This window comes from Streptomyces sp. NPDC055287 (genome assembly GCF_053646035.1).
This window is the reverse complement of sequence record NZ_JBSHNE010000004.1, coordinates 22,154-47,174: the sequence shown is the minus strand read 5'-3', so window position 1 is coordinate 47,174 and position 25,021 is coordinate 22,154. Positions and strand designations below refer to the sequence as shown.

At 72.0% G+C, this 25,021-nt stretch carries 22 protein-coding genes; 8 read left to right on the top strand and 14 right to left on the bottom strand.

What is annotated here, in order from left to right:
* Positions 1-76 precede the first annotated feature (76 nt).
* Entirely contained in the window at positions 77-1,123 is a 1,047-nt protein-coding gene (locus ACWIHY_RS08235) for a DUF3533 domain-containing protein (protein ID WP_454374828.1), read from the top strand.
* Positions 1,124-1,250: 127 nt separating this feature from the next.
* Here the strand turns inward: ACWIHY_RS08235 and ACWIHY_RS08230 are convergent, their stop codons facing one another.
* Complete coding sequence (locus tag ACWIHY_RS08230; RefSeq protein WP_454374827.1) at positions 1,251-2,333, bottom strand: S1 family peptidase; 1,083 nt, start codon at positions 2,331-2,333, stop codon at positions 1,251-1,253.
* Positions 2,334-2,662: 329 nt separating this feature from the next.
* Here ACWIHY_RS08230 and ACWIHY_RS08225 point away from each other — a divergent pair, with 329 nt between their 5' ends.
* Positions 2,663-3,520: an alpha/beta fold hydrolase gene (locus ACWIHY_RS08225; protein WP_454374826.1), complete on the top strand. Its 858-nt coding sequence runs from the start codon at positions 2,663-2,665 to the stop codon at positions 3,518-3,520.
* A 61-nt stretch (positions 3,521-3,581) separates the two neighbouring features.
* On the opposite strand, the gene ACWIHY_RS08220 is transcribed toward ACWIHY_RS08225, so the two are convergent.
* The 4 genes from ACWIHY_RS08220 to ACWIHY_RS08205 form a co-directional block, all read right to left on the bottom strand.
* Positions 3,582-4,364, bottom strand: a complete 783-nt coding sequence (locus ACWIHY_RS08220; protein WP_454374825.1) for a hypothetical protein — start codon at positions 4,362-4,364, stop codon at positions 3,582-3,584.
* 95 nt (positions 4,365-4,459) lie between these two features.
* A complete protein-coding gene (locus ACWIHY_RS08215) occupies positions 4,460-5,362 on the bottom strand; it encodes a S1 family peptidase (protein ID WP_454374824.1) in 903 nt (300 codons plus the stop codon).
* Positions 5,363-5,586: 224 nt separating this feature from the next.
* Positions 5,587-6,387 (bottom strand): DUF1684 domain-containing protein, encoded by an 801-nt coding sequence (locus ACWIHY_RS08210; RefSeq protein WP_454374823.1) that lies wholly within the window; start codon positions 6,385-6,387, stop codon positions 5,587-5,589.
* Between the two features lie 58 nt (positions 6,388-6,445).
* Positions 6,446-7,705, bottom strand: coding sequence for a DUF5685 family protein (locus tag ACWIHY_RS08205; RefSeq protein ID WP_454374822.1), 1,260 nt, complete (start codon positions 7,703-7,705; stop codon positions 6,446-6,448).
* A gap of 291 nt (positions 7,706-7,996) precedes the next feature.
* Between ACWIHY_RS08205 and ACWIHY_RS08200 the strand changes: the two genes are divergently transcribed.
* Entirely contained in the window at positions 7,997-8,437 is a 441-nt protein-coding gene (locus tag ACWIHY_RS08200) for a cell division protein SepF (protein WP_454374821.1), read from the top strand.
* A gap of 13 nt (positions 8,438-8,450) precedes the next feature.
* On the opposite strand, the gene ACWIHY_RS08195 is transcribed toward ACWIHY_RS08200, so the two are convergent.
* Complete coding sequence (locus ACWIHY_RS08195) at positions 8,451-9,659, bottom strand: acyl-CoA dehydrogenase family protein (protein WP_454374820.1); 1,209 nt, start codon at positions 9,657-9,659, stop codon at positions 8,451-8,453.
* Between the two features lie 83 nt (positions 9,660-9,742).
* Complete coding sequence (locus tag ACWIHY_RS08190; RefSeq protein ID WP_454374819.1) at positions 9,743-11,431, bottom strand: MFS transporter; 1,689 nt, start codon at positions 11,429-11,431, stop codon at positions 9,743-9,745.
* A 456-nt stretch (positions 11,432-11,887) separates the two neighbouring features.
* Between ACWIHY_RS08190 and ACWIHY_RS08185 the strand changes: the two genes are divergently transcribed.
* Complete coding sequence (locus ACWIHY_RS08185; protein ID WP_454374818.1) at positions 11,888-12,919, top strand: phosphatase PAP2 family protein; 1,032 nt, start codon at positions 11,888-11,890, stop codon at positions 12,917-12,919.
* 115 nt (positions 12,920-13,034) lie between these two features.
* Here the strand turns inward: ACWIHY_RS08185 and ACWIHY_RS08180 are convergent, their stop codons facing one another.
* Positions 13,035-13,250, bottom strand: a complete 216-nt coding sequence (locus ACWIHY_RS08180) for an I78 family peptidase inhibitor (protein WP_454374817.1) — start codon at positions 13,248-13,250, stop codon at positions 13,035-13,037.
* Positions 13,251-13,692: 442 nt separating this feature from the next.
* Here ACWIHY_RS08180 and ctaD point away from each other — a divergent pair, with 442 nt between their 5' ends.
* Complete coding sequence (gene ctaD / locus ACWIHY_RS08175) at positions 13,693-15,423, top strand: aa3-type cytochrome oxidase subunit I (RefSeq protein ID WP_454374816.1); 1,731 nt, start codon at positions 13,693-13,695, stop codon at positions 15,421-15,423.
* On the opposite strand, the gene ACWIHY_RS08170 is transcribed toward ctaD, so the two are convergent.
* The 5 genes from ACWIHY_RS08170 to ACWIHY_RS08150 form a co-directional block, all read right to left on the bottom strand.
* Positions 15,356-16,330 (bottom strand): helix-turn-helix transcriptional regulator, encoded by a 975-nt coding sequence (locus ACWIHY_RS08170; RefSeq protein ID WP_454374815.1) that lies wholly within the window; start codon positions 16,328-16,330, stop codon positions 15,356-15,358. The genes ctaD and ACWIHY_RS08170 overlap by 68 nt on opposite strands.
* 61 nt (positions 16,331-16,391) lie before the next feature.
* Positions 16,392-17,237, bottom strand: coding sequence for a hypothetical protein (locus ACWIHY_RS08165; protein WP_454374814.1), 846 nt, complete (start codon positions 17,235-17,237; stop codon positions 16,392-16,394).
* Complete coding sequence (locus ACWIHY_RS08160) at positions 17,234-18,517, bottom strand: glycosyltransferase family 4 protein (RefSeq protein WP_454374813.1); 1,284 nt, start codon at positions 18,515-18,517, stop codon at positions 17,234-17,236. Before ACWIHY_RS08160 ends, ACWIHY_RS08165 begins: the two co-directional genes overlap by 4 nt.
* A 164-nt stretch (positions 18,518-18,681) precedes the next feature.
* On the bottom strand, positions 18,682-19,980 hold the full coding sequence (locus tag ACWIHY_RS08155; RefSeq protein ID WP_454374812.1) for an ABC transporter substrate-binding protein: 1,299 nt from the start codon (positions 19,978-19,980) through the stop codon (positions 18,682-18,684).
* The gene (locus ACWIHY_RS08150) at positions 19,958-20,479 is read right to left on the bottom strand and encodes a hypothetical protein (protein WP_454374811.1); all 522 of its coding nucleotides are present in this window, start codon (positions 20,477-20,479) and stop codon (positions 19,958-19,960) included. Before ACWIHY_RS08150 ends, ACWIHY_RS08155 begins: the two co-directional genes overlap by 23 nt.
* A gap of 136 nt (positions 20,480-20,615) precedes the next feature.
* On the opposite strand from ACWIHY_RS08150, the gene ACWIHY_RS08145 reads away from it, so the two are divergent.
* From ACWIHY_RS08145 to ACWIHY_RS08135, 3 genes are read left to right on the top strand one after another with little or no spacing between them, the layout of a single operon-like run.
* Positions 20,616-21,068, top strand: coding sequence for a hypothetical protein (locus tag ACWIHY_RS08145; protein ID WP_454374810.1), 453 nt, complete (start codon positions 20,616-20,618; stop codon positions 21,066-21,068).
* Between the two features lie 4 nt (positions 21,069-21,072).
* The gene (locus ACWIHY_RS08140; protein WP_454374809.1) at positions 21,073-23,718 is read left to right on the top strand and encodes an ABC transporter permease subunit; all 2,646 of its coding nucleotides are present in this window, start codon (positions 21,073-21,075) and stop codon (positions 23,716-23,718) included.
* The gene (locus ACWIHY_RS08135) at positions 23,715-24,428 is read left to right on the top strand and encodes an ABC transporter ATP-binding protein (RefSeq protein ID WP_454374808.1); all 714 of its coding nucleotides are present in this window, start codon (positions 23,715-23,717) and stop codon (positions 24,426-24,428) included. The genes ACWIHY_RS08140 and ACWIHY_RS08135 overlap by 4 nt, the downstream gene beginning before the upstream one ends.
* Here ACWIHY_RS08135 and ACWIHY_RS08130 read toward each other — a convergent pair.
* Positions 24,352-24,963 carry a transglycosylase family protein gene (locus tag ACWIHY_RS08130; RefSeq protein ID WP_454374807.1) on the bottom strand — a complete coding sequence of 204 codons (612 nt, stop codon included), beginning with the start codon at positions 24,961-24,963 and terminating at the stop codon, positions 24,352-24,354. The genes ACWIHY_RS08135 and ACWIHY_RS08130 overlap by 77 nt on opposite strands.
* Positions 24,964-25,021 lie beyond the last annotated feature (58 nt).

Here is a 25,021-nt window from a genome sequence, read left to right as displayed (position 1 = left end):
CGTACGATCACCGTGTTCTCCGCCATTCAGCCCCGCCCCACCTGCGCAAACACCGGAGGCCGCCGAGCGTGGGGGCATGACTTTCGTCGACGAGCTGAAGAACGCCGTCACCCCACGGGCCGCGCTGCTCGTCATCGGCGTGCTGGCGTTGCAGCTGCTGTTCATCGCGTCGTACGTGGGAGCGCTGCACAACCCGAAGCCGAGTGACGTCCCCTTCGCCGTCGTCGCGCCCGAGCAGTCGGCCACCCGGCTCGTCCAGCAGCTCGAGGGCCTGCCCGGAGACCCTCTGGACCCCCGCACGGTCGCGGACGAGGCCACGGCCCGCCGGCAGATCATGGAGCGGGAGATCGACGGCGCCCTGATCGTCGACCCGGCCTCGAAGACCGACACCCTGCTGGTCGCCTCCGGCGGAGGCACCGTGCTGTCCTCCGCCCTGACCGCGCTCGCGACCAGAGTCGAGGCGTCCCAGGGGCGGGAGGTGAGAACCGTCGACGTGGCCCCGGCGTCCGACCAGGACTTCGACGGGCTCTCCGCCTTCTATCTGGTCGTGGGGTGGTGCGTCGGCGGGTACCTGTGCGCCTCGATCCTGGCGATCAGCGCGGGCTCACGGCCCGCCAACGGACAGCGGGCCGTCATCAGGCTCGGCGTCATGGCGCTGTACTCGATCGCGGGCGGGATCGGCGGCACGGTCATCGTCGGCCCGATTCTCGGGGCGCTGCCCGGCAGCGTCGTCGCGCTGTGGGGCCTCGGCGCCCTGGTCGTCTTCGCCGTCGGCGCACTCACCCTCGCGCTCCAGGCGCTCACCGGCATCGTGGGCATCGGCCTGGCCGTCCTGATCGTGGTGATCGCGGGCAACCCGAGCGCGGGCGGCGCGTTCCCGCTGCCGATGCTGCCGCCGTTCTGGGAGACGATCGGCCCCGCGCTGCCACCGGGTGCGGGCACGTGGGCGGCGCGCTCGATCGCGTACTTCGAGGGGAACGCGATCTCGGGGCCGCTCCAGGTGCTCTCGATCTGGGCGATCGCGGGCGTGGTCATCACCGTGATCACGGCCACACTGCGCACATCCGCGGTGCCTCCGGCGGCGCCGGCTGCCCCCGAGAGTCCGAGCCCGTCCGGCCTGTGAGGACAACGGCGGGGAGCGGAGCCCCACCGGCGGCGGCGAAAAGGCCCCGCCCGGCGCGCACGCACGCGCACCGGACGGGGCCTCGCGACCGGCCGGCATCAGCCGGCCGGTGCCATGGGCCGGGGGCTCAGCCGATCTCCGCACCCAGCGCGGCCAGCGCGGCCGGAACCGGCTGGAAGAACGTCTCCCCGCCCGACGCGCAGTCACCGCTGCCGCCCGAGGTGAGCCCGATCGCCGCGTCGCCCGCGAAGAGCGAACCGCCGCTGTCACCGGGCTCCGCGCAGACCGTGGTCTGGATGAGCCCGTTCACGATGTCACCGTTGCCGTAGTTGACGGTCGCGTCGAGCGCGGTGACCTCACCGTCGTGCACCTGCGTGGTGGAGCCGCTGCGCGTCACCTTCATGCCGACGGTCGCCTCGCCCGCCTTGGTGATCGGCTGCGTGCTGCCGTTGTAGAGGTTGACCTCGCTCGGGTGCTCGACTCCGTCGTCGTACTTCACGAGCGCGAAGTCGTTGCCCGGGAACGTCGAGGCGGCCATCGTGCCGAGAGCGCCGCCCGTGGAGTCGGTCCACTGACTGCCGGCCTGGCCGCAGTGACCCGCCGTGATGAAGTGCGGGGCGCCGTCCTTGACGACGTTGAAGCCGAGGGAGCACCGCCCGCCGCCACTGAGAATCGCGTCGCCGCCCGCGATGAGCGGCTTGAACTCCCCGGCCGACTTCTTCAGTTCGGCCTTCTCGCCGAGCGCGCCGACGACCTTCTCCAGCTTCGTCCACGCGCCGCCCTTGACCGTACGGTCGGCCGTCACGACGACCTTGTTGGTGACCGGGTCGGTGGCCCACGAGGTGCCGGGGATGGTGGCCTTGTCGGTCAGGGTGCTCCGTACGGCCTTCAGCTCGGCGAGGCTGTTCTCGACGATTCTGGCCTTGCCGCCCGCCTTCCGTACGCCCTGGGCCGCCGCCTCGTCCACGACGTTGACCACGAGTGCCTTGGACTTGCTGTCGTAGTACGCCCCGGCCGCGTCGCCGCCCAGGAGCGAGTCGAGGTCGGAAGCGAGCTTTCCGGCCCCCGTCGCCGACAGCGTCTTGACTGCGTACTGAGGTGCTTCCTCGCTGGCGTTCGCAGTCTGGAAGGTGAGTCCCGCTGCAACCAGGGCTGCGATACCGGCTCCCGCAATTGCCACACGTCGCTTGGCTATGCGTCGGTGCTTCACGTAATGACCTCCTGTGGGGGGTTCGGACCCGCAAGGTGGGGGGCAGATCCGGAGGACGCCCACTATTCCGAGGCCGATCGGTAGCACACAAGGTCGACTTCAGGACGCGCACACGACAACCTCCGCACGCCCCCCGCGTCTTTACAAGCCGGGCACCGCCTGTACCGGTCACGTTCGCGAACACCGCGTGCGACCACCCGGGCAGCAGCGGGTGAGGACTAGTCCTGTCCGGTACTCGCCCCTGCGGTCCGGATTCCGGCGCCGTGCGCGCGAATTTCGACAACTGCGGTTCCGGCATGGCCCGTTCACGCATGGGGTATCGTCCAGCGATGCGAACGCCTGACGGACGGCGGCTGGCGGTGGACCGCATCGGCGACCCGCGCGGCGCTCCTGTGTTCCTGCTGCACGGCACCCCCGGCAGCAGACTCGGCGCCGCCCCGCGCCGCATGGCGGAGGACAGAGCCGGGATGCAGCTGATCGTCTACGACCGCCCCGGCTACGGAGGCTCCGGCCGCCGCCCCGGCCGCGGCATCGCCGATGCCGCCGAGGATGTCCGTACGATCGCCGACAAACTGGGTTTCGACCGTTTCGCGGTGGCCGGCCGTTCCGGCGGCGCCTCCCACGCCCTGGCCTGTGCCGCCCTTCTCCCCGAACGCGTCACCCGCGCCGCGGCCCTGGTGAGCCTCGCTCCCCGGGACGCCGAAGGCCTCGACTGGTTCGCCGGCATGGCGCCCTCCAACGTGCGGGACTACGGCGCCGCGACCACCGACCCCGACGGACTCGCGGCCCGGATCGCCATACGCGCCGAAGGCATCAGGGAGGACCCGGCCCGGCTGCTCGAGGAACTGGACGCGGAGCTCTCCGAGGGCGAACGCGAGATCTGCTCGGACCCCGGAATCAGGGCCATGCTGCTCGCCAACTTCCAGGAGGCGCTGCGTCGTTCGTCGTACGGATGGCTCGACGACATCATGGCCTCCGCCCGCCCGTGGGGGTTCGATCCGGCGGACATCACCGTGCCGGCGCTGCTGTGGCACGGCGAGCGTGACGTCTTCTCCCCCGTCGGTCACTCCCGCTGGCTGGCGGACCGCATTCCCGGCGCGACGGCCGTATTCGCGCCGGACGCCGCGCACCTCCACGCCGTACCCGCGCTGCCCGGCATCTTCACCTGGCTGCTCGACGGCGCGTAGTCGCAGGAGTCACGGAGACAGAAGTCGACACAGAAGTCGCGGGAGTCACGGCGGCCGGAGGTCACCGTCCCATCAGCTCCAGACCGGCTCCCTTGAGAAGGTTCATGGTCCGCTCGTGGCTGTCGCCCACGGAGTCCGTGACGCGCATTCTCAGGTCCAGCACCCGCACCTCACAGACGAACCGCTCCGTGAACGCGCCCGCCCGCGCGGTCTCGTAACTGCCGGACCCGATCATCGGGAACCCGGCGCCCAGGATCTCGCAGCGGTAGTCCCTGGCGAAGCCGAGTCCCGCCTCGCTCAGCACATCGACCAGGCCGGTGAAGTCCGTCCACTCCGCCGGGTGCCGCCGGACTCCTTCCCGCTCCCGGAACTCCACCCGGTAGGCCACCTCTTCGACCACCGCGTTGTGCTGGCCGCCGTTGAACACCCCGACTTCCCAGGCACGTACCCCTTCGCCGAGCTCCCCGGTCGCCCACCGCGCACGCCAGGCGAGCAGCGGCCGCGCGGTACGGGCGTACTGGGCCCGGGCGAAGACCACACCGGCGCCGACCGCTATCAGGCTGCCGAGGGTCTGCGTGTCGAGGAGCTCCAGCTTCAGGGGCCAGTCCTGCCGCACCGAGCGCGGGACGTTGCTGCGGACGACTTCCCACACCAGCATCGCGACGAAGACCAGGACCAGCACCAGCGGGGCGGTGAACAGCAGCGGACTGCGGCGGAGCCGCCGCTGGGCGTCCGCGGCGTTCAGGCCGTGGTCGGGGCGTGGGTCGGAGGGCGGGGCGGGCGGCGGGTCCTGGTGCGGGCCGGGCAGAGGGTCAGGGAGGGGGCCGGGGCGTGCGTCGGGCAACAGCGGGGTTCCTTTGTGCGACGGTGAGTCCCCGTCCGGTCGACCGGACGGGGACTCAACCTGCTGCTGGCTGCGGTCTTCGGGCTCGGGCCCGCCTAGTAGACGCTGACGCCGTACGCGCTCAGCGCTTCGGTGACCGGCTGGAAGAAGGTCGTACCGCCGGAGGAGCAGTTGCCGCTGCCGCCCGAGGTCAGGCCGATGGCGCGGGTGCCGGAGTAGAGCGGGCCGCCGCTGTCGCCGGGCTCGGCGCAGACGTTGGTGCGGATCATGCCGTAGACGACGTCGCCGCCGCCGTAGTTCACCGTGGCGTTGAGGCCGGTGACGGAACCGCTGTGGGTACCGGTGGTGGAGCCGCGACGGGTGACGGACATGCCGACGGTCGCGTTGGCCGCGCTGGTGATGTCCTGGCTGCCGACGGTGCCGGGGTGCGCGAGCGAGGTGTTGGCGTACCGCACGAGGCCGTAGTCGTTGCCCGGGAAGCTGGACCCGGCCGTCGGGCCGATGCTCGTCGTGCGGGAGGAGTTGGTGTACCAGGGCGGGTTGCCGTCGGTGCAGTGGCCGGCGGTCACGAAGAAGTACGTACCCGCGCTGTTGCGGACGTTGAAGCCCGCCGAGCAGCGCCAGCTGGTGGCGTAGATCGCGTCGCCGCCGGCGAGAAGCTTGGAGAACTTGCCGGGGGTGCGCTCGACCCGGATCGCGCTCGCGTTCGTCCCGGCTTCCCGCTTGATCTTGGCGATCTCGGCGGCGGAGACGGTGCTGTCGGCCGTGACGACCAGGGCGTTTGTCGCCTTGTCGATGTGCCAGGCGGTGCCGGGGACATCCGCCTCGAGGACCGCGTCACTCGCGGAGGTGAGCTGGTTGGCGCTGTACGTACGCGCCGTGTCGGCGCTGGCGTTCGGTACGGCGAGCGCGGCCGCGGCGACGAGTCCTGCCGTGATGGCGATCACGCGGGATCGTCTCGCTATACCGCTGCGGGGGGTGGTGCGCTTGATCCTCACTTTTCGTTCCTCCCGGGGGGAAGTAGGGGGCCCGTTCGTGGGGTGAGACGGGCCCGTGAGGCGCAGTCAGTAAACCGGTCCGGAATCCGGACAGGTTGTGCCCCTGACAAGCGCTCCTCGGGAGTATTCGGGGCGTCAACTGCCCGCGCAAGGGCGCCTTTCGGCCTCCGGGGGGCCGGGCGCCGTTCACCGCCGCCCTGTACGTGCGCTGTCCCCGGCCGGGGTCAGCGGCCGCCCGTCGGCGAGAGCCGCCGCTCCCCCGCCGGAACCGGAACCGGCAGGGTGTTGCCCGGCGGCGGGAAGGGGCAGATGAAGTGGTCGGCGAAGGCGCACGGCGGCAGCAGCGCCCGGTTGAAGTCGACGCTCACCGTGCCGTCGGCCGCGGGGGCGGCCGGCCGCAGGAAGCGGAAGCGGTACGAGCCGGCTCCGCCCGTGGCGTCGGCGAAGACCGCCCAGAGCGAGCCGTCGTCCTCGACGGCGACCTGGAGCGTGTGCGCGGCGCCGCCGATGCCGAAGGCGATCTCTCCGGCGAGACCGAGCCCGCGCTCACGCCCGTCCGCGTTCGCGATCCGGATCGTGGTGCGCCCTCCGGCGTACGGGAGGAACCGGCCCGCCAGCACCCACTTCGCGTCGTACGGCGTCACCTCCATGCCCGCGAAGGCACGCCGCGCCGGGGACTCGGGGTCGAAGACCCGGACCGCCCACAGCCCTTCGCGGCGGAGCACGACCAGCCGCCGCCCGGCGGCCTCGACGCGGGACTCCGGGATGGGCCCGGTGTCCGCGGTCAGCCCGGTCGCGCCGGCCAGAGGCTCCCCGTCGACAGTGATCCCGTCCTCGGGCGCGGCGGTCAGGACCACCTCGTCGCCCTCGGCCGTCCACCGGCCCGGCACGTCCGGGACACGGCCCTCCGGGTGGTCGGAGAGCCAGTGCGTGCCGGTGAGCGAAAGCGGACCGTACGGCGCCGAGACCGTCTCCGTGCGCTGCTCGTGCCAGTGCTTCCAGTCCTGCTGGGGGTCTGAGCTCATGCGCGCAACCTTTCCACACGGGCACCGCGGGCACAGGGAGCCCGGGACTCCGCCCGCGTCAGCAGTCGCACCCGCAGCACTCGCAGCAGTCGCAGTCGCACTTGTGGCAGAGGCCTTCGCGCTTCTTCCGCGACCAGGGCCCTTCGTACTCCGAGGCACAGCAGAGCCTGCACGTGCAGCACAGTCCGACAGCGACGGCGCAACCGGCCCAGAACCCGCGCCTGCCGGGCCTGGGCGGCTCGCCCATGAACCCGGGCGGCATCCCACCGGGACCACCGGGCACACCCGGACCACCAGGGCCGCCGTGGCCGTCAGAACCGCCGTAACCGCCGTGCCCCCCGCCGGGCATCCCCGGCCCGCCACCCCCGTAGGGGTTGTTCGAGCCGTACGGTCCACTGCCGCTGTTCCCGGACATGGACGGCGGCGCCCCGTACGCCTGCGCCTGCCCCTGGTGGCCGCAGGCCGCCGTACCGAACGCCCGGTCCACCGAGCGGCTCAGTTCGTGCGCCAGCAGTACGTGCGCCAGCCTGGCGTCGGTGAAGTGCGCGTCGCGCAGCGCCAGCCGTACGCCGTGCACCGCGTCGTCGCACAGGCGGCGCGCCTCGGCCAGGCCTGTGCCGGTCGCCGTCAGCGGGTTCCACGCACCCGACGCAGCGTCAGCTTGCAGGTCCTCGACGGCATCCAGCAGATGCGCGAGCCGCCCGAAGAGCCGGCCCGCCTCCGCGAGCGGCGCCGCGTTCTGCGGCCGGCCCGCGAGTACGGCGGTGTGCGCGAAGGCCGCCGCGGTCGCCGTCTCGGCCGGTTCGGTGACCGTCAGGACCGAGGTGCCGGGGCCCGCCAGCGCCTCGATCCCGGCCTGCCGGTCCACCGCGTCGACCAGCAGTGCGGTGTCGAAGCCCAACGAGGCGCCCGTACGCGCGCCGGCCCTGTCCCAGCCGGCGGCGACCCGCCGCGCGGCCGCGGCCACCGGCCTGCGGGCCAGCATCCCGTCCCGGTCGGCGACATGGTCCCGTACCTTCGCCGAGGCCAGGACCAGCGAGACGGCGGCCGCCAGTCTGGCGCCCTCGCCCTGGGCGACGGGCGCGGTGCGCATCGCGCGCAGTGGACAGGGGCCTGCGGTGCGCCGCGCCCCCGTGACCCGCTCGGACTGAGCCTCCGTCAGAACTGAGACGATCAGCCCGTCGTAGTTGGTGACGACCCTCGCGAGCTGGCCGTGGTCACCGCGAAGTGCCAGGCAGAGCCCGCACAGATGAGCCATCCACTCGGTTCGGAGTCCCTCCGAGAGCCGATGGCTGCAAGGCCTGACGATTCCGAACAAGGCGCTCCCCCAGGAGTCGTGAGACGGTGCGGCCCGCATCGTACCGAGCAGGTTTCGGCGATTTCGTGTTCACCCGTCCGTCCCCCTCGTCACCCGTGTGGCCCGACGGTCGTATTTTTCACTCTGTCAGCAGCCGGACACAGGAGGAACCTTGACGAACCGCCACAACTTCTGCACCAGTACCGTCACGAATCCCCTGCGCGGCGGCTATCCACTTGGCGCGGAATCCGCATGATGGACGACCATAGGGGGAGCGGTACACAGACCGACCGCGGTGAAAGGAGGCGTCCCATGGGATCGGTGCGCAAGGCCAGTGCCTGGCTCGGGCTCGTCGAGGACAGCGACGACGACCGCTACTACGACGACGAGTACGCCGAGGGAAACAACGAGACTGCCGAGCCCTGGGTCACGGACCCGCGGGTCAAGGTGGTCTCCGAGTCCGCCGACGACAAGAGCCCCAGGATCGCCACGGTCACCCCGGACGGCTTCCGGGACGCGCGTGGCATCGGCGAGCTCTTCCGGGACGGTGTCCCGGTCATCATGAACCTCACGTCCATGGAGCCCTCCGACGCCAAGCGCATCGTCGACTTCGCCGCCGGCCTCACCTTCGGCCTGCGCGGTTCGATCGAGCGCGTCGCGAACCGGGTCTTCCTGCTGAGTCCCGCCGACACCGAGGTCGTCAGCGGTGAGGCCGCGGGCCGCGACACGAACGGCTTCTTCAACCAGAGCTAATGGGCGAGGCCGCTCACCGGAAGGCGTCCAGGCCGGTGAGCGCCTTGCCCAGTACGAGCTGATGCATCTCGACGGTGCCCTCGTAGGTGAGCACCGATTCGAGGTTCGTCGCGTGCCGCATCACCGGGTACTCCAGCGAAATCCCGTTCGCGCCGAGAATCGTCCTGCTCGTACGGCAGATCTCGATCGCCTCGCGCACATTGTTGAGCTTGCCGAAGCTGACCTGCTCGGGCCGCAGCCGCCCCGCGTCCATGCGCTGCCCGAGGTGGTGGGCGAGCAGGATGCCCTTGTGGAGCTCGACCGCCATGTCGGCGAGCTTGGCCTGGGTGAGCTGGAAGCCGCCGATCGGCTTGCCGAACTGCTCACGGGTCTTCGCGTAGTCGACCGCCGCCTCGAAGCTGGCGCGGGCGGCGCCCATCGCGCCCCACACAATTCCGTACCGCGCGTGACTCAGGCAGCTCAGCGGCCCCTTGAGGCCCGTGACGTCCGGCAGTACGGCGTCGGCGGGCAGCCGCACCTCGTCCATGACCAGCTCGCTGGTGACCGACGCGCGCAGCGACCACTTGTGCTTGATCTCGGGCGCCGAGAAGCCGGCGGCGTCGGTCGGCACGACGAATCCGCGAATAGCACCGCTCCCGTCGTCGGTCTGTGCCCAGACGACGGCGACTCCCGCCACCGAGCCGTTCGTGATCCACATCTTGCGCCCGGTCAGCACCCAGTCGGTGCCGTCCCTCTTGGCGTACGTCCGCATCCCGGCCGGGTCGGAGCCGTGGTCGGGCTCGGTCAGGCCGAAGCAGCCGATGATCTCGCCGGCGGCCATGCCGGGCAGCCAGCGCTGCTTCTGCTCCTCGGAGCCGAAGCGGTGGATCGCGTACATGGCGAGCGAACCCTGCACGGAGACCAGCGAGCGGATGCCGGAGTCGGCGGCCTCCAGCTCCAGACAGGCCAGGCCGTACTGGACGGCGGAGGCGCCCGCGCAGCCGTAGCCCTCCAGGGGCATGCCGAGGGCGCCGATCGAGCCGAGCTCGCGGGCCAGCTCACGGATGTCGGGGAGTTCGCCGCGCTCGTACCAGTCGGCGATGTACGGAAGGACGCGGTCGGCGGCCCAGGTGCGTACGGTCTCGCGGATCGCGAGGTCCTCGGGTGCCAGCAGATCGTCGATGCCGATCGGGTCGCTGGGGTCGAACGGCGGAAGCTTCGAAAGCTTCGAAGGTGTGGTCATTCCTGGCCCTCCGGCGGCTGCTCGGCTCACGATGCGCGTAAAACTAGCAGTGTTAGTTACTGCTCGCCGCCGACGTTACGGGGTCATCGCGCGGCCCGTCCAGACCCGGCCCGCTCGGCGTGCTCCCGGCACGCCGGGACCTTCACCTGCGGCGCAGGCTCGTTCGCGTACTCCGGCTCGCCGTCCCGGGCACCGCATTCCATCAGCCGCGGCAGCCTCAGCGCCGCCAGCGCGCCGAGCAGCAGCAGGCCCGCGCTGACGAAGAGCGTCACATGGAGGCCGTGGACGAAGGCTTGCCGCGCGGTGGTGCGCAGCGCGTCACCGGCGGACCCGCCGATCTGGGCCGCCACCGTGTACGCCTCGCCGAGCGAGTTCGCCGCGCCCGCACTGTCCGCCGAGGAGACCCCGGGGATCGCGGCGACCCCCGGCGCGTAGGCGGCGTTCATGACGCTGCCGAGCAGGGCGATGCCCATGCCGGCGCCGAGTTGGTAGGAGGTCTCGCCGATCGCGGCTGCGCCGCCCGCGTGCTCGGCCGGGGCCTCGCTCAGCATCGACTCGTACGCCCCGAAGAGCGTGGTCTGGAGCCCGAAGCCGAGCAGGACGAAGCCGACGGTCAGCAGCGCGGGCCGGTCGTGCTGTCCCATCAGGGTCAGCACGAGCACGGCCGCGGCGGTCAGCGCGAAGCCCGACACGACCATGGTGCGCGGTCCGAGCCGCTGGAGGGTGTACGAGCCGGTGGCGCCGGCCGCCATCGCGGCGAAGGTCAGCGGCAGCAGCCGCAGTCCGGTCTCCAGCGGGCCCAGTCCGAGCACCAGCTGGAGGTACTGGACGGCGATCAGCTCCAGGCCGACCAGCGCGAGCATGGCGAGGACGATGCATCCGACGGAGGTGGAGAAGGCGGGCCGGGCGAACATCGTCACGTCGACGAGCGGATGCGTCCGCGCCCTCTGCCGCCGTACGAACAGGACGAGCAGCGCGGAGCCGGCGAGCAACGGCAGCAGCGTCCTGGCGTCGGCGATGCCCTCGCCGCCGCCGATCCGTTTGACGCCGAGGACCACGCCGAGCACACCGGCCGCGGCCATCAGCGCGCCGAGCACGTCCCAGGGGCCCTGGCCGCTTCCCCGCGACTCCGGCAGCAGCCAGCGGCCGACGGGCAGGATCAGTGCCATCAGCGGGATGTTGATGAGGAAGACCGAGCCCCACCAGAAGTGCTGGATGAGGAAACCGCCGAGTACCGGTCCGGTGGCGGCGCCTATGGCCGCGACCGCGGTCCAGATGCCGATGGCGACGGCCCGCTCGCGCCGGTCGGGGAAGACCTGGCGCAGGATCGACAGCGTCGCCGGCATGATCATCGCGCCGCCGACGCCGAGCAGGGCGCGCGCCGCGATGAGCACGTGCGGGCCGTCGGCGTAGGCGGCGAGCGCGGACGCCCCACCGAAGAGTCCGTAACCGAGCAGCAGGACGCGGCGGCGTCCGACGCGGTCGCCGAGCGTGCCGAACAGGATCAGCAACGAGGCGCAGACCAGTGGATAGGCGTCGACGATCCAGAGCAGTTCCATCGCGCCGGGACGCAGGTCCTCGGAGACGGCCGGGACCGCGATGTGCAGGATCGTCGCGTCGAGGGCGACCAGCAGCAGGCTGACGCACAGGACGACCAGCACGGCCCAGCGGTTGCCCGCCACGGCCTTCGCCGCCCGCACGTCGCCGGCGTCCGGCCGGTGCCCGGGGGCGCCCGCAGACCGCTGTGTTCCGGCCGTGGTCGTCCCTGACATGCGCGTCCCTCCCAGTGACATCCCTCGCGCTCGGCGGACCGGCGGGAACGGCGTCGTCCAACGTCCCTGCGGGCCCGGCATCGACGGGCGAGTGAGCCGTCAGAGTACGCGAGTTCACACGCGTGCCGCGTGGCGCACCTCTCACCGGACCGGGAGGCGGGTGTGGCGTACGCCACGTGGCCGCGGACCTGCGGGGACTCCCGCCGGACACCCGGAAGTGATCTTGAGAGGTCCATGAGGGACCGGGAAATTCCGTGTTGAGTTCCGGTGAACGTAATTGGTCGGCGCGCATTCACTCTTACGAGCGGGCCTCCGAATGAATTGCGCACCGAGCCTCCTGGATTTCCCGAACGGCCGGGAATTACCCTCTCGGTGAGACACACCCCACATCACATCGTCATCACAAAGATGCCGGATGGGCCGGGCTTGTCACTCACTCGCTGTAACGTCGATTCAGTGCGTACCGACCGAATCTTTGCCCGGCTGGACCGGGAACCGGAGCCGCCGAAGATAGAGATCCCCGGGATGAGCCGTACCCGTACGGCCCTCTTCGGTTCGACGCTGGCGTTCTACATCGCCATCGTCTGGGCTGTGCTGATCACGTCCTGGCTGGTGGCCCTCGACTGGAAGGTCATGCTGTTCCGGCCGTACGAGCAGTGGCCGGAACTGCACGCCTTCCTGGACTACTTCGTGGTGCTCGGGCAGCGCGGCCCCACCGCCGTGATGGTGGCGGCCTGGCTCGGCTGGCGCTCGTGGCGCCAGCACACGCTGCGGCCGCTGCTGACGCTGGGCGCCTCGCTCCTGCTGCTGAACGTGACCGTGGGAGCGGTCAAGCTCGGCCTCGGCCGCCTCGGCCCGCACTACGCGACGGAGATCGGCTCGGCCGAGATGTTCGCGGGCGGCGATATATTTCCTTCCGGTCACACCGCCAACGCCGTGGTCACCTGGGGCATCCTGGCCTACCTGGCCACCACCCCGCGGGCCAGACGCTGGCTCTCGGTGCTCTCCGCCGTCGTCGCCCTGGGAGTCGGCGCGACCACCGTCTACCTGGGCACCCACTGGGTGAGCGATGTGCTGCTCGGCTGGGCGGCGGGACTGCTGATCCTGCTGAGTCTGCCCTGGTTCGAGCCGCTGATCGGCCGCACCGAGGCCTGGGTCTTCGCCGTGCGCGAGGCCTGGCGTGCACGCCGCCCGCTCGGCGCCGCGCGGCCCGCACCGGCCGGCGGCCGTCTGTCCCCGGGCCTCTTCCCGCAGCGCCACCCCACCGCCCGGAACACCGACCAGCCGGCCCGCGAGCCGGTGGGCGCGGGCAGCGGCGGCCGCTCCACGGGCGGCGCCAGGAGCGCCGTTCACCTCACGCAGCGGCCCCACGCGGTCCGCTCGGAGCGGACCCCCGTCACCCCGGCGGGCAGCCGGCGCCCGCCGCACGCCGACCGTGCGGGCGCGGCGCGCCCCGGGACGTCGCCCCGGCCGGTGGCCGGGGGCTGACCGCCCACAGACCGCGGGGACGGTACGCACAGGCCTCGCCCCGCATGCGAAGGCCCCGGTGGCTCCATGGAGCCACCGGGGCCTTCGTCGTGTCCGGGTCGGCCGGGTCGTGGGGTCAGCCCTTCCAGCAGCGGATGACGACGCTGTCCTTGACCTCGAAGTTGAGGCGGCCCTCCAGGTACTCCATGGTGATGATCGAGCCCGGCGGGAGCGCCCTGACGGTGGTCCAGCCACGCTCCCGGGCCAGCCGCTCGGCCTCGGCGGCATCGAGGCCGACGTACGCCTCGGGGGCGTCGTCGGGCTGTGCGGAAGGGGTCGGTAGAGGTGCCATGAGGATCACCGTAGGCCGCCCGGGGCGAGGACGGAAGGGTGGGGCCCGCGCCGTGTGTCACCGCCCCACATCCCTCAGCGGTCACACTTGTGTCACAGGATCACGACAAGCGTTTGGCGGGAACCTCTTCACCCGAAAGGACATCCGCCCGTCCGCGGACATGAATTGAACGACCCTGCAATGATCACGCAATAGCAGGTTCTGAATTCATTCCCGGTAGTCCCGCGAGTGCCCCTCCGCAATTTCCCGGCCGCGCCCTCGCCGACAAAACTGACGGGCCGTCGTGAATTCACGCTTCCCCCACAGAATCCGCACCGGACAGGGTGAACACCTGCGGCCCCGGCGGCGTATCCGCCGGCGTACGCACCCTGTCGGACCGGGGGCCGGGGCGAGCATCATGTGTCTCCAGCCTGCTACCTGAAGCCCGATGGGGGGCACAGCGATGGGGACGGAGACGGACACCGCCGCGGCGGTCGCGGGACCAGGTCCGCAGCGGCAGCCCGGCCGCGTGATCGTGGACTGGCTGACGACCACGGACCACAAGAAGATCGGGCATCTCTACCTGATCACGTCGTTCGTCTTCTTCCTGGTGGCCGGGCTGATGGCGCTGATGATGCGCGCCGAGCTGGCCAGGCCGGGCCTCCAGCTGATGAGCAACAACGAGTTCAACCAGGCGTTCACGATGCACGGCACGATCATGCTCCTGCTCTTCGCCACCCCGACCTTCGCCGGCTTCGCCAACGAGATCATGCCGCTCCAGATCGGCGCGCCGGACGTCGCGTTCCCCCGGCTGAACATGCTCTCGTACTGGCTGTTCCTCTTCGGCGGCCTCATCGTGCTCGGCTCGCTGCTCGCCCCCAGCGGCCCCGCGAACTTCGGCTGGTTCGCGTACGCCCCGCTCAACGGCCTGGAGCGGTCCCCCGGTATCGGCGCCGACCTGTGGATCATGGGCCTGGCGCTGTCCGGCTTCGGCACGATCCTCGGCGCGGTCAACTTCCTGACGACGATCATCGGGATGCGCGCCCCCGGAATGACCATGTTCCGTATGCCGGTCTTCACCTGGAACGTCCTGTTCACCTCGATCCTGGTGCTCGTCGCCTTCCCCGTCCTGGCGGCGGCGCTGCTGGTCCTGGAGGCGGACCGGCGCTTCGGATCGATGGTCTTCGAGGCCGAGAACGGCGGGGCGCTGCTGTGGCAGCACCTCTTCTGGTTCTTCGGACATCCGGAGGTCTACATCATCGCGCTGCCGTTCTTCGGCATCATCACGGAGATCATCCCGGTCTTCTCGCGGAAGCCTATCTTCGGTTACGTGATGCTGGTGGGCGCGACCATGGCCATCACCGGGCTGTCGCTGGTCGTCTGGGCGCACCACATGTTCGCGACGGGCGCGGTGCTGCTGCCCTTCTTCTCGTTCATGTCGTTCCTCATCGCGATCCCGACCGGCGTGAAGTTCTTCAACTGGACCGGGACGATGCTCAAGGGCTCGCTGTCCTTCGAGACCCCCATGCTGTGGGCGGTCGGCTTCCTGGTGAGCTTCCTCTTCGGCGGCCTGACCGGCGTCATCCTGGCCTCACCGCCACTCGACTTCCACGTCACCGACTCGTACTTCGTGGTGGCGCACTTCCATTACGTCGTCTTCGGCACCGTCGTCTTCGCGACCTTCGCCGGCTTCTTCTTCTGGTGGCCGAAGTTCACCGGGAAGATGCTCGACGAGCGGCTCGGCAAGATTCAGTTCTGGACCCTGTTCATCGGCTTCCACACGACGTTCCTCGTCCAGCACTGGCTGGGGGCCGAGGGCATGCCCCGCCGGTACGCCGACTATCTGGCGGCGGACGGCTTCACACTTCTCAACACCATCTCCTCCGTCGGCGCGTTCCTGCTCGGCCTGTCCACCCTGCCGTTCCTCTACAACCTCTGGAAGACGGCGAGGTACGGGACGAAGGTCGACGTCGACGACCCGTGGGGCTACGGCCGTTCCCTCGAGTGGGCGACCTCCTGTCCGCCGCCCCGCCACAACTTCGTCACTCTCCCCCGCATCCGCTCCGAGTCGCCCGCCTTCGATCTGCACCACCCCGAGTACGCGGCGTTCCAGCGGGCCACCCAGGTCACTCCGGCGCGCCTCGATCCAGAGCGCGCGCGAGGAGATCACGGGCCGACCGGATCCGCTCCGTGAGCTCCGGCGGCTCGATCACGTCGAAGTCGAAGCCCATCAGCATGATGTGAATGACCAGCACGTCGAGGCTCGCCGCCCCGGTGCGCAGCAGGCAGCTGTGCTCGTCGACGGCCTCCAGTACGCCTGCGCTCGGCGACACCGCCTGGCTCGCCTCCTCCACGGGCACCCTCAGTCTGACCACGGCCGTCGCGGCGTACACCCCGGTGGACACGCCCTCGGAGACGTACGCCGCGAGGTCCTCGGCCGGGGGATCGCGCGGGACGAAGCGCGGGCCGTGCGGCGGTGTCGGGGTGATCCGGTCGGCCCGGAACGTGCGCCAGTCCGAGCGGTCCAGGTCCCAGGCGACGAGGTACCAGCGGCGCTCGGTGCAGACCAGCCGGTGCGGCTCGACGGTTCTGCGCGAGGAACTGCCGCCGTGGTCGCGGTACTCGAAGCGCAGCCGCTCGCTGTCCCGGCAGGCGTTGGCCAGTTCGGTCAGCACCGAGGCGTCGACGGTGGACGTTCCCGGGCCGCGCAGCATGGGGACGGTGAAGGCGTTGAGCGCGCCGACGCGGCGGCGCAGCCGGTTCGGCAGCACCTGTTCGAGCTTGGCCAGCGCGCGTACGGATGTCTCGCCGATGCCCTCGATGCCCTGTCCCGCCGCCGTGCGCAGGCCGACCGCGACGGCCACGGCCTCCTCGTCGTCGAGGAGCAGGGGCGGTAGTTCGGCGCCCGCGCCGAGCTGGTAGCCGCCGCCCGTGCCGGGGCTGGCGTTGACGGGGTAGCCGAGCTCCCGCAGCCGGTCGACGTCGCGGCGCACGGTGCGCGGGGTGACGCCGAGCCGCTCCGCCAGGTCGGGGCCCGACCACTCGCGGTGGGCCTGGAGCAGCGAGAGCAGGCGCAGCAGACGTGCCGAGGTCTCCAACATGGGGGCGAGTCTGCCAGGGCTCGCGGACAGGGACTGTCCTCAAGCCCCGGCCGCTCCTCCGCTACTTCGCGGTGTCGAGGCGCACGCTGAGGTCGTTGTCGACGGTGAAGTACGGGCAGGCCGTGGTCGGCCGGGTCACCCTGGGGCCCTCGACCGGCAGCACCGGGTAGCGGAAGACGCCTTTCTTGTCCCAGACGTCGTCCAGGATGCGCCCCACCCGTATCCCGGCCGCCTGCCCCGGCTCGGCGCCCGCCGGGCACAGCCACAGGTCCCACAGCCGCTGTTCGTCGCCGCGCCCCTCGGCCAGCGGCTCGTACGGCAGGGTGAAGGCGAACGTGCCGTCCTCCCGGACGGTCACCGGCACCCGGTAGACGTCCTTCCTGGCGCCGCGCAGCCTGGCCTCGGCCACCGCCCCGTCGTCGAGCCCGGCGCCGTACAGCCGCCCCTCCAGCGTCATCGTGCCCCGCTCGAAGCCAATGGTCCCGGCCTCCGCGTGCGGCGCGCGCAGCCAGCTGCGCACCGCGAGCCTGCCGTCGACGGTCGGGTACGGGATGCGTACGGCGACCTGGGTGCGCCCGGGGTCGGGGGCCCGGTCGACGAGCGAACGCAGGTCCCTGATGCCGGGCTCGAGGCGCTCCTCCCCGCTCTCGTCCCCGTGGCAGGTGAAGGCGTCCCAGCGCCCCTCGGCCAGTTCGACGGTGCTGGGCAGGACGGCGCGCAGCCGGCCCTCCCCGGCGGGCGTGAGCGGCAGCCGCACGACGTCCGCGGCCGTCTGTCCGCCGCGCCGCCGCAGTACGAGCACCGCTCCCGGCGACGCGTCGCCCACGATGTCGAAGGTGACACCGCCGGCCGAGTCCGCGATGCAGTCGGCGCGCGGCGGCTCCGTGCGGGTCGGGGTGCTGCTCATGCGGTCTGCCCTTTCCGGAGCGCGGAGGCGGCCTTGTAGCGGAGGGAGTACGCCCCGTCGAGTACCGCTCCCCGGGAGCGGTGCAGCGCGTCACGGGACCGGCTGCGCGAACGGCGGTGGGCGCCGCGCGAGACCAGTTCGGTGAACAGCGCCTCGTGGCGCTCGGCGATGTGCCCCGGGTCGAAGCGCGCCGCGCTCTCCCGCGCGGCCGCTCCCATGGTGCGCCGCAGCTCGTCGTCGTTGATCAGGCCGAGGAGCGCGCCGGCGACCGCGTCGGTGTCGCCGACCGGGACGAGCCGTCCGTCGGAGCCGTCGGTGATGATCTCGCGGGGCCCGTGCGGGCAGTCGGTGGAGACGACCGGCAGACCGGAGCGCATCGCTTCGACGATGGTCATGCCGAACGACTCGTGGCTGGAGGTGACCGCGGCGATCGAGCCCTTGACCCACTCGGGTTCGATGGGGTTGGCCGGTCCCATCAGGAAGACGTGGTTGTGCAGCCCGAGTCCGTTCACGAGCGCGTGCAGGGCGTCCTTCTCGTCGCCGGTCGCGTCGCCGCTGCCGTAGATGCGCAGGCGCCAGTCGGGGCGGGCGGCCACGACCTTCGCGAATGCCTCGATGAGCAGGTCGTACCGCTTGACCGGGGTGAGGCGGCCGGCCGCGACGACCCATTTGGCGCTGGAGTCGGCCGGCGCGACGAGCGGCGCGGGCACGCTGTTGGGCACGGCCTCGATCCGTACGCCCGGCAGCTTCAGGCGCGTGCGGTAGGCGTGGGCGTCGGCCTCGGTGACGGTGGTGACCGCGTCCAGCAGACCGTAACGGTGACTCAGTTCGCGGCGCAGCCGGTAGCTGTGGCCGGCGAGGGTGAGGTGCTCCTGGCCGACGCGCACGGGGCCGGGCCTGGTCTGCCGGGTGATGTGCACGTTGAGTCCGGGGCGGGTGCCGACGACGACGTCCGCCTCCGTGGAGCCCAGATGGGCGGCGAGACGGGCGTCGGTGAGGCGGCTGTACTGCTTGTGGCGGCCGTCGCCCACCGGGAAGACCTTCGCGGGGCGCGCGAACCGCTCGTCGTCGCCGTCGTATCCGTGGCTCTTCTTCCGCAGGTCCACCAGATAGTCCAGCCGCACACCGGCGGGTGCCCCCATCACCGGCTCGTCGCGGTGGCGGAAGACCGAGACGATCTCGACGTCGTGCCGCTCGGCCAGCGTCTGGGCGAGGTTGAACGTCGTACGTATCGTTCCCCCGATGCCGTACGCGTTGTGGAGCAGAAAAGAGATGTGCATACGCCGACGCGACCCCCAGATCTCCAGCGGACCGGTCATGTCCGACTGCTTTCAGAAATGGACTGTACTGGGCGGAAACTGATTGATCTGAGTCGGATCAAATCGTTCTAATACGGTTGTGACATCGATAGCGCAAGCGCGCAACCAAACCGCTGTTCCACGCATCAGGGTCGGTAGGGAAGCTGCGGAACGGTGAAGCAGTTGCGCGTCATGTCGCCGCCCTGCGTCACCCAGCCCGCCCCGTCCCGCCACCGCGCCACCGACAGGCACGTGCGTTTCGAGCGGGGCGGCTCGGCCCGTCGCTCGTACGACACGGGAAGCAGCAGTCCCCGTGCGGTGTACGGCTCTTCGCGGTTCAGGTACGCCTCGACACACCCCCGTGCGAGCCGCTGCCCGCACGACTTCGCGGCGTCCGCGAACCACATCGCGGCCGCCCAGCCCTCCAACTGCCACTGGGAGAGCGCCCGGTCCTTCCTCTCCCCGCGCATTGCCGTACGGAACTCCCGTACCGCCGGATGGACCACGTCCTCGTAGTTGCGGCTGGCCCCGGTGACCCACAGGGCGTTGCGGCAGTGCGGCGCCTCCTTGAAGTCCACCGGTACCGCTGACGACCAGTTCTGCACATTCGTCACCTTGGCGGTGACGTCCGCGCCGACCGCGTCCATGGCCTCGCACAGCTGGGCGTTGCCGTGCGTGTCCAGGGCGTCGAAGACCAGGTCGGCCCCGCGGTCCTTGAGGTCCGCCGCCACGGCGCGGAAGTTGGGCAGGGCGAAGTCCACCTGTTCGGTGACGACCCGGTAGCCTTCGGCCTTCAGGCCCTCGGTGACGAGCCGGGCGTACGCCGCCGACGCGGCCTGGTTGTAGGCGACCACGGCGGCGGTGCGCGCGCCGTGCTCGCGCTTGAAATAGCGGTAGACCTCGGTGCCGCCGTAAAGCGTGCCGTTCCAGCCCGGCTTTCCGCCGGCGCGGGGCGCCTCGCTGCCGTAGATCCCGTACAGGTGGGGGTAGGTCTCGTACGCCGGGCCGATCGGCTGGCCCCCGATGTCGGGGACGCCCGCGGCGGCGACGCGGGGGGCGCCCGCGTACTCCAGGGCCGTCGTCGCGACCAGCGCGAAGACCTTCCGCTCGTCGAGGAGCCGGTGCACGCAGTCGTTGTTGCCGACCCCGCTGCCGCCGTCGTCGCAGGTGAACACCTCGACCTTCCGGCCGTCGATGCCGCCGTCGGCGTTGAGCGCGTCGAAGTAGGCCATGGCGCCGTCCCTGGGCCCCGCGAAGGCCGCTCCGCCTACCGGGCTGGTTGCGCTGGTGATGATGCCGATACGTACCGGCCCTTCCTCCCGGGCGGGCGGCGGGGAACTCCGACCGCCTTCGAAGTCACGCTCGGGCAGGCGGCTCCCGCATGCGGCGCTCAGCAGGAGGAGCGCCGCCAGCAGCAGGACTTCAGCAGCCCGGAACAGCCGCATTGCCGCTGAGCTCGACCAGCGCGCACAGGGTCTTGACGGAGACCTTCCACACATCGTCCTGGAGCACCGAGGTGCCCTTGCTGTCGGGCAGCGCGGGCTGTCCGCCGACGAGCAGGTCGTACGTCACGTCCGCCTCGGTGGCGGAGGTGAACTTCACGTCGGTGACGTCCGCCGAGGACCTTCTGGCGTTCGAGTCGTTGGCGAAGGCGGTGAGCAGGGGCCGCAACCGCTCGCCGTTCTGCAGCACCCTCGCCTTCTCGTCCGCCGACGCCTTGGGGTCGAAGAACGTCTTCCAGTTCTTCTCGACCTCCGCCCTGGCCGCCGCCTCGTCGGCGGGCGCGTCCGCCTCCGGAGTCGCCGGAGTGCTGACCGACGGAGTCGGCGGCGTCGCGCCGCCGCCACCGTCGTAGCCGTCCCCGCAGCCGGCGGCCGCGGGGACCAGGATCAGGACTGCGACGGCTGCCCACGCCGCAGTACGAGGGTGCCTGACGAGGACCATCTGGCTCACCACCGGGTGTCCGAGCGGGCCGTCCGGCCCGATGCTTCCAGGGTCTGTCGCTTCAGGGCATAGTGCAACGTATCCGCCGCGAAGGACAGGCTCGTACAGCCCCGACAAGTGCCTCGAGGGGGTCCCGGTGCCGAGGACGCGACCGCACGACAGACCACTGCGTCCCGCGCTTGGTCCCCTCCTGCTGTGGGCCGGTCCGGCGGCCCTGGTCTGCGGGGCGGTGCTGTGCGTGATCGGCTGGTACGGGGTGTCCGGCGAGCGCTTCGCCGAGCGGCAGCTCCCGTACATCGCCTCCTGCACGGTGCCCGGCGCGGCGCTGATCGTCGCAGGTGCGGTGCTGCTGGCACGCGTCGACCGGGGGCCGGCGGCCCCGGACGAGGGCGCCCGCGCGGAGCCGTTGGAGGTACCCGCGCCGCCGTCCGCCGAAGGCCCGCTCGTCCAGGTCCCCGGCGGGACACTCCTCCACCGGCCCGACTGCCCGCTCGTCACCGGCAAACCGGGGGCCGCGCCACCGGACGCCCCGGCCGGGCTGGGCCTCTGCCCGGTCTGCGAGCCCCCGGACCCGTCGCCGGAGGCCTGACGCCGTGTCGTCGCTGACGTACGACCTCACGCTGGCGGGGCTCGCCGTCGGCAGCGCGGCGGCGCTCACCGGCATCGGACTGATCGTCACCTACCGCGCGACCGGTGTGCTGAATCTGGCGCACGGGGCGATCGCCATGGTCTGCGCGTACGTACTGCGCCAACTGGCCGTGGAATGGGACTGGCCGCTGCCCCTCGCGGCCGCCGTGACGCTGCTGGTGGTCGCCCCCGGCATCGGACTGCTGCTGGACCGGGCGGTGTTCCGGCCGCTGGCGGTCCTCGGCAGCGACCCGGCGCGGACCCTGGTCGCGTCGATCGGCGTATTCGTGCTGCTGGTCGGGGGCGCGGCGCTGGTGTGGGGCCCGGGAGCCCGCGCGGACGTGCCCGTACTGCTCTCCGGCGATCCGTGGGCGCAGCTGGCGGCGGTACTGGTGCTCGCCGCCCTCGTGGGCGCGGTGACGCGGTGGACGCGTTTCGGGCGCGAGCTGCGGGCGGTCGTCGACAACCGTCCACTGGCCGCGCTGGACGGGACGGACGCGGACCGGGTGGCGGCGGCGGGCTGGGCGTTCGGCTCGTTCACGGCGGGGCTCACGGGCGTACTCCTCGCCCCTTTCGTACGCCTGGACCCCTACGGCCTTCCGCTCCTCGTCGTCGAGGTGATCGCGGTGGCGGTGCTGGCGCGGATGCGGAGCCTGCCGGTCGCGGTGGGGGCGGCGCTGGCGATCGGGGTCGCACAGGCGCAACTGACGCGCGTGCACCCGTCGGCCGCCTGGGCCGAGCCGCTCGTCCAGGCGATCGGCGCGAACCTCTTCGTGGTGGCCCTTCTGGTCGCGGCCCTGACGGTGCCGGCGACAGGAGCCCGCGACGCGCTCCCGCGCGCCTCCGCGTCCCCCCTCCCCGCGCCGCCGCCGGTCGCGTGGCTGGTGGCCGGGGTCCTCTTCCTCCTGCCCTTCGGCTTCGCCGGATCCGACCTCCACACGTCCGTCCAGGTCCCGGCGCTGGCGGTCGTCCTGCTCTCCCTGGTGGTCGTGACGGGCCGGGGCGGCCAGATCTCGCTGGGCCAGGCGGCGTACGCCGGTCTGGGCGCCCTCTTCACCGCGCTCCTGGCGGCGGGCCGCTTCCCCGGCCTGCCCGCCATGCCGGAACTCCCCGCGCTGGCCGTCGCGGTGGCACTGGTGGCCCCGCTCGGCGTCCTCCTCGGCTGGCCCGCGATCGGGCGCCGGGGCCTCGCACTGGCGCTCACCACGCTGGCGTTCGGGGTCGCGGTGAGCCGCTTCGTCTTCGCGCAGCCGTACGCGACGTCCGGCCTCGGCCTGGGCCGCCCGGCGGGCTTCCATTCCGACCGGGTGTACTACGCCCTGGAACTGGCCCTGCTGGCCGGCGCCCTGCTGGCCGTGGCCGCGCTGCGCCGCGGCCGTACGGGCCGCGCGCTGGCGGCCATGCGCGACGACGAGACGGGCGCGACGGCGGCGGGCGTCCCGGTGCCCGCTCTCAAGCTCCTCACCTTCGTCACGGGCGCGGCGCTGGCCGCCCTCGGCGGCGGCATGCTGGGCATGGGCCTGCGCGCGTTCGACCCGGCGGCGTACGACCCGGTGCGCGCGCTCCTGTGGTTCGCCGCCGTGGTGGTCCTGGGCGCCGACAGCCTCCTGGGCGCGTGCGCGGCGGCGGCGCTGCTGGTGGGCCTGGACGCGGGCGTGGGGGGCGGCGCGGCGGCGGCGCTGATCGGCGTCCTGGCGGTACTCCTGGGCCGCCTCCCCCTGCCGGCCGGGGCTTCCTTCCCCCGCCCCGTCCCCACCCGAATCCGGAGGCGGCCCACCGGTGGAGCCTCTTCCGGCGCCGCCGAACCCTCCCCCGCCGGGCACCTTCCAGCCCCTCCGGCGTTTGAGGAACGGGGCCCGGGGCGCAGCCCCGGGCCGGGAAGGGGCGGGCCGGGGAAAGCCCACCGCGACGGAGCCGCGCAGGCCCCCGCCGGCCAGGACCGGCCCCCGCGCGACCGCACCCCCCGGGCCCCCCTCACCGCCCACGCCCTACGCCTCACCTACGGCGCGTACACCGCACTCGACGGCGTCGACATCACCGTCGAGCCCGGCCGCGTAACCGCCCTGGTCGGAGCCAACGGAGCCGGCAAGAGCACCCTCTTCCACTGTCTGTGCGGCACCCTCCGCCCCGACTCCGGCCGCGTAGGACTGAACGGCGTGGACATCACGCGCACACCCCCGCACACCCGCACCCGCCTCGGCATCGCCAGGACCTTCCAGGAGCTCGCCGTGTTCCCGTCCCTGACCGTCGAGGAGAACGTCGCGCTCGGCGCCGAGCAAGGGCACGTACGCGACGACCCCACCGCCCTGGAGGCCGCACTGCGGCTCCTGGACCTCGCGGGCCCCGTCCGCCACCACCGGGCCGCCGCCCTCCCCACCGGCACCCTGCGCCGCGTGGAACTCGGCAGGGCGCTCGCGGGCCGCCCGCACACGCTCCTGCTCGACGAGCCCGCCGCCGGGCTCGACACGGCCGAGACGCGACGGCTTGCCCGCGTCATGGCGGCCCTCGCGGCCGACGGCATGGCCGTGCTCGTCGTGGAGCACGACCTCGACCTGGTGGCCGACATCGCCCACACCGTGCACACCATGACGGCGGGACGCATCACCTCATGACCAACGCCATGGAACTGCGCCGCGCCCACGTCCGCTACGGCCCCCTGGAGGCCCTTCACGGAGTGGACCTCCCCGTCCCGGCGGGCGGCTCCCCCACCGTCCTTCTCGGCCGCAACGGCTCAGGCCGTACGACCGCCCTGCGCGCCCTCGCCGGAACCGTGCCCCTCGCTTCCGGCCGGGTCCTGTGGCTCGGCGCCGACGTCACCCGCCTGCGCGCCCACGACCGCGCCCGCCGCGGCCTGTGCTTCGTACCGGACAGGCACGCCGTTTACCCCTCCCTGACCGTCGCGGAGAACCTGGAGCTGGCCGCGCGGGAGGACATCGAGCCGGCGCTCAGCGCCTACCCCGCGCTACGCGCCCTCCTGCCCCGCCGCGCGGGCACCCTCTCCGGCGGCGAGCAGCGGATGCTGGCCGTCTCCCGCGCGTTCCTGTCCCGCGCCCGCGTCGTCCTCCTCGACGAGCCCACGCAGGGCATGTCCCCGCCGGTGGCGGCCCGTACGTACGAGCTGCTCGCCGCGCTCGCCCCGGCCACGACGGTCGTGACGGCGGAACAGAGGATGCCGCCGGCGCTGCTGAGCGGGACGGCGCGGCGCCCCGTCTTCGTGCACGAACTGCGCCGCGGAGTGGTCGTGTTCAGCGGAGAGGCGACAGAACCGAGGTGCGCGCCGGCCCGGCCTTCACCGCCGGCCGGCCCTTCACCGCCGGGATGACCAACAGCATCCGGGTACGGATCCGGTCCGGGTTGCGGCCGACCGCTTTCGCGTTGGCCTTGTGCAGCGCCTTCCAGCCGCCCCGGACGCGGTAGCGGCGGGCGATCGAGGCGAGCGTGTCACCGGCCTTCACCACATGGACCCGGCCGGCGAGGTGGTAGCGCTTCGAACAGGCTGGCCACGCCTTCCAACCCTGGTTGGCGAGCACCTTCTCCGCCACCTCGATCTGTTCCGCCCGGGTGGCGAGGTCCGCGCGCGGGGCGTACGCGAGTCCGCCGTGCTCCACCCACGTCGGCTGCCAGAACTGCAGTCCGCCGTAGTAACCGTTCCCGGTGTTGATGTGCCAGTCGCCCCCGCTCTCGCACTCGGCGAGGCAGCTCCAGGGCCACCGCGTGGCCGCGCAGTCACCCACCGGCGGCGTGCCGGGACCGGGTACGGGCGCCGGCGGCGCGGCCTGAGCGCCCGTCGGACACAGGGCCAGCAGTACGGCGAACAGGGCGACCGGCACGTGGCGGGACTGCGGCAGCTTCGGCATCGCGCCACGCTAAGCAGCCGCCCGCGTCCCGGCTCAGGTGCCGCGCGGCGGGCCCCGT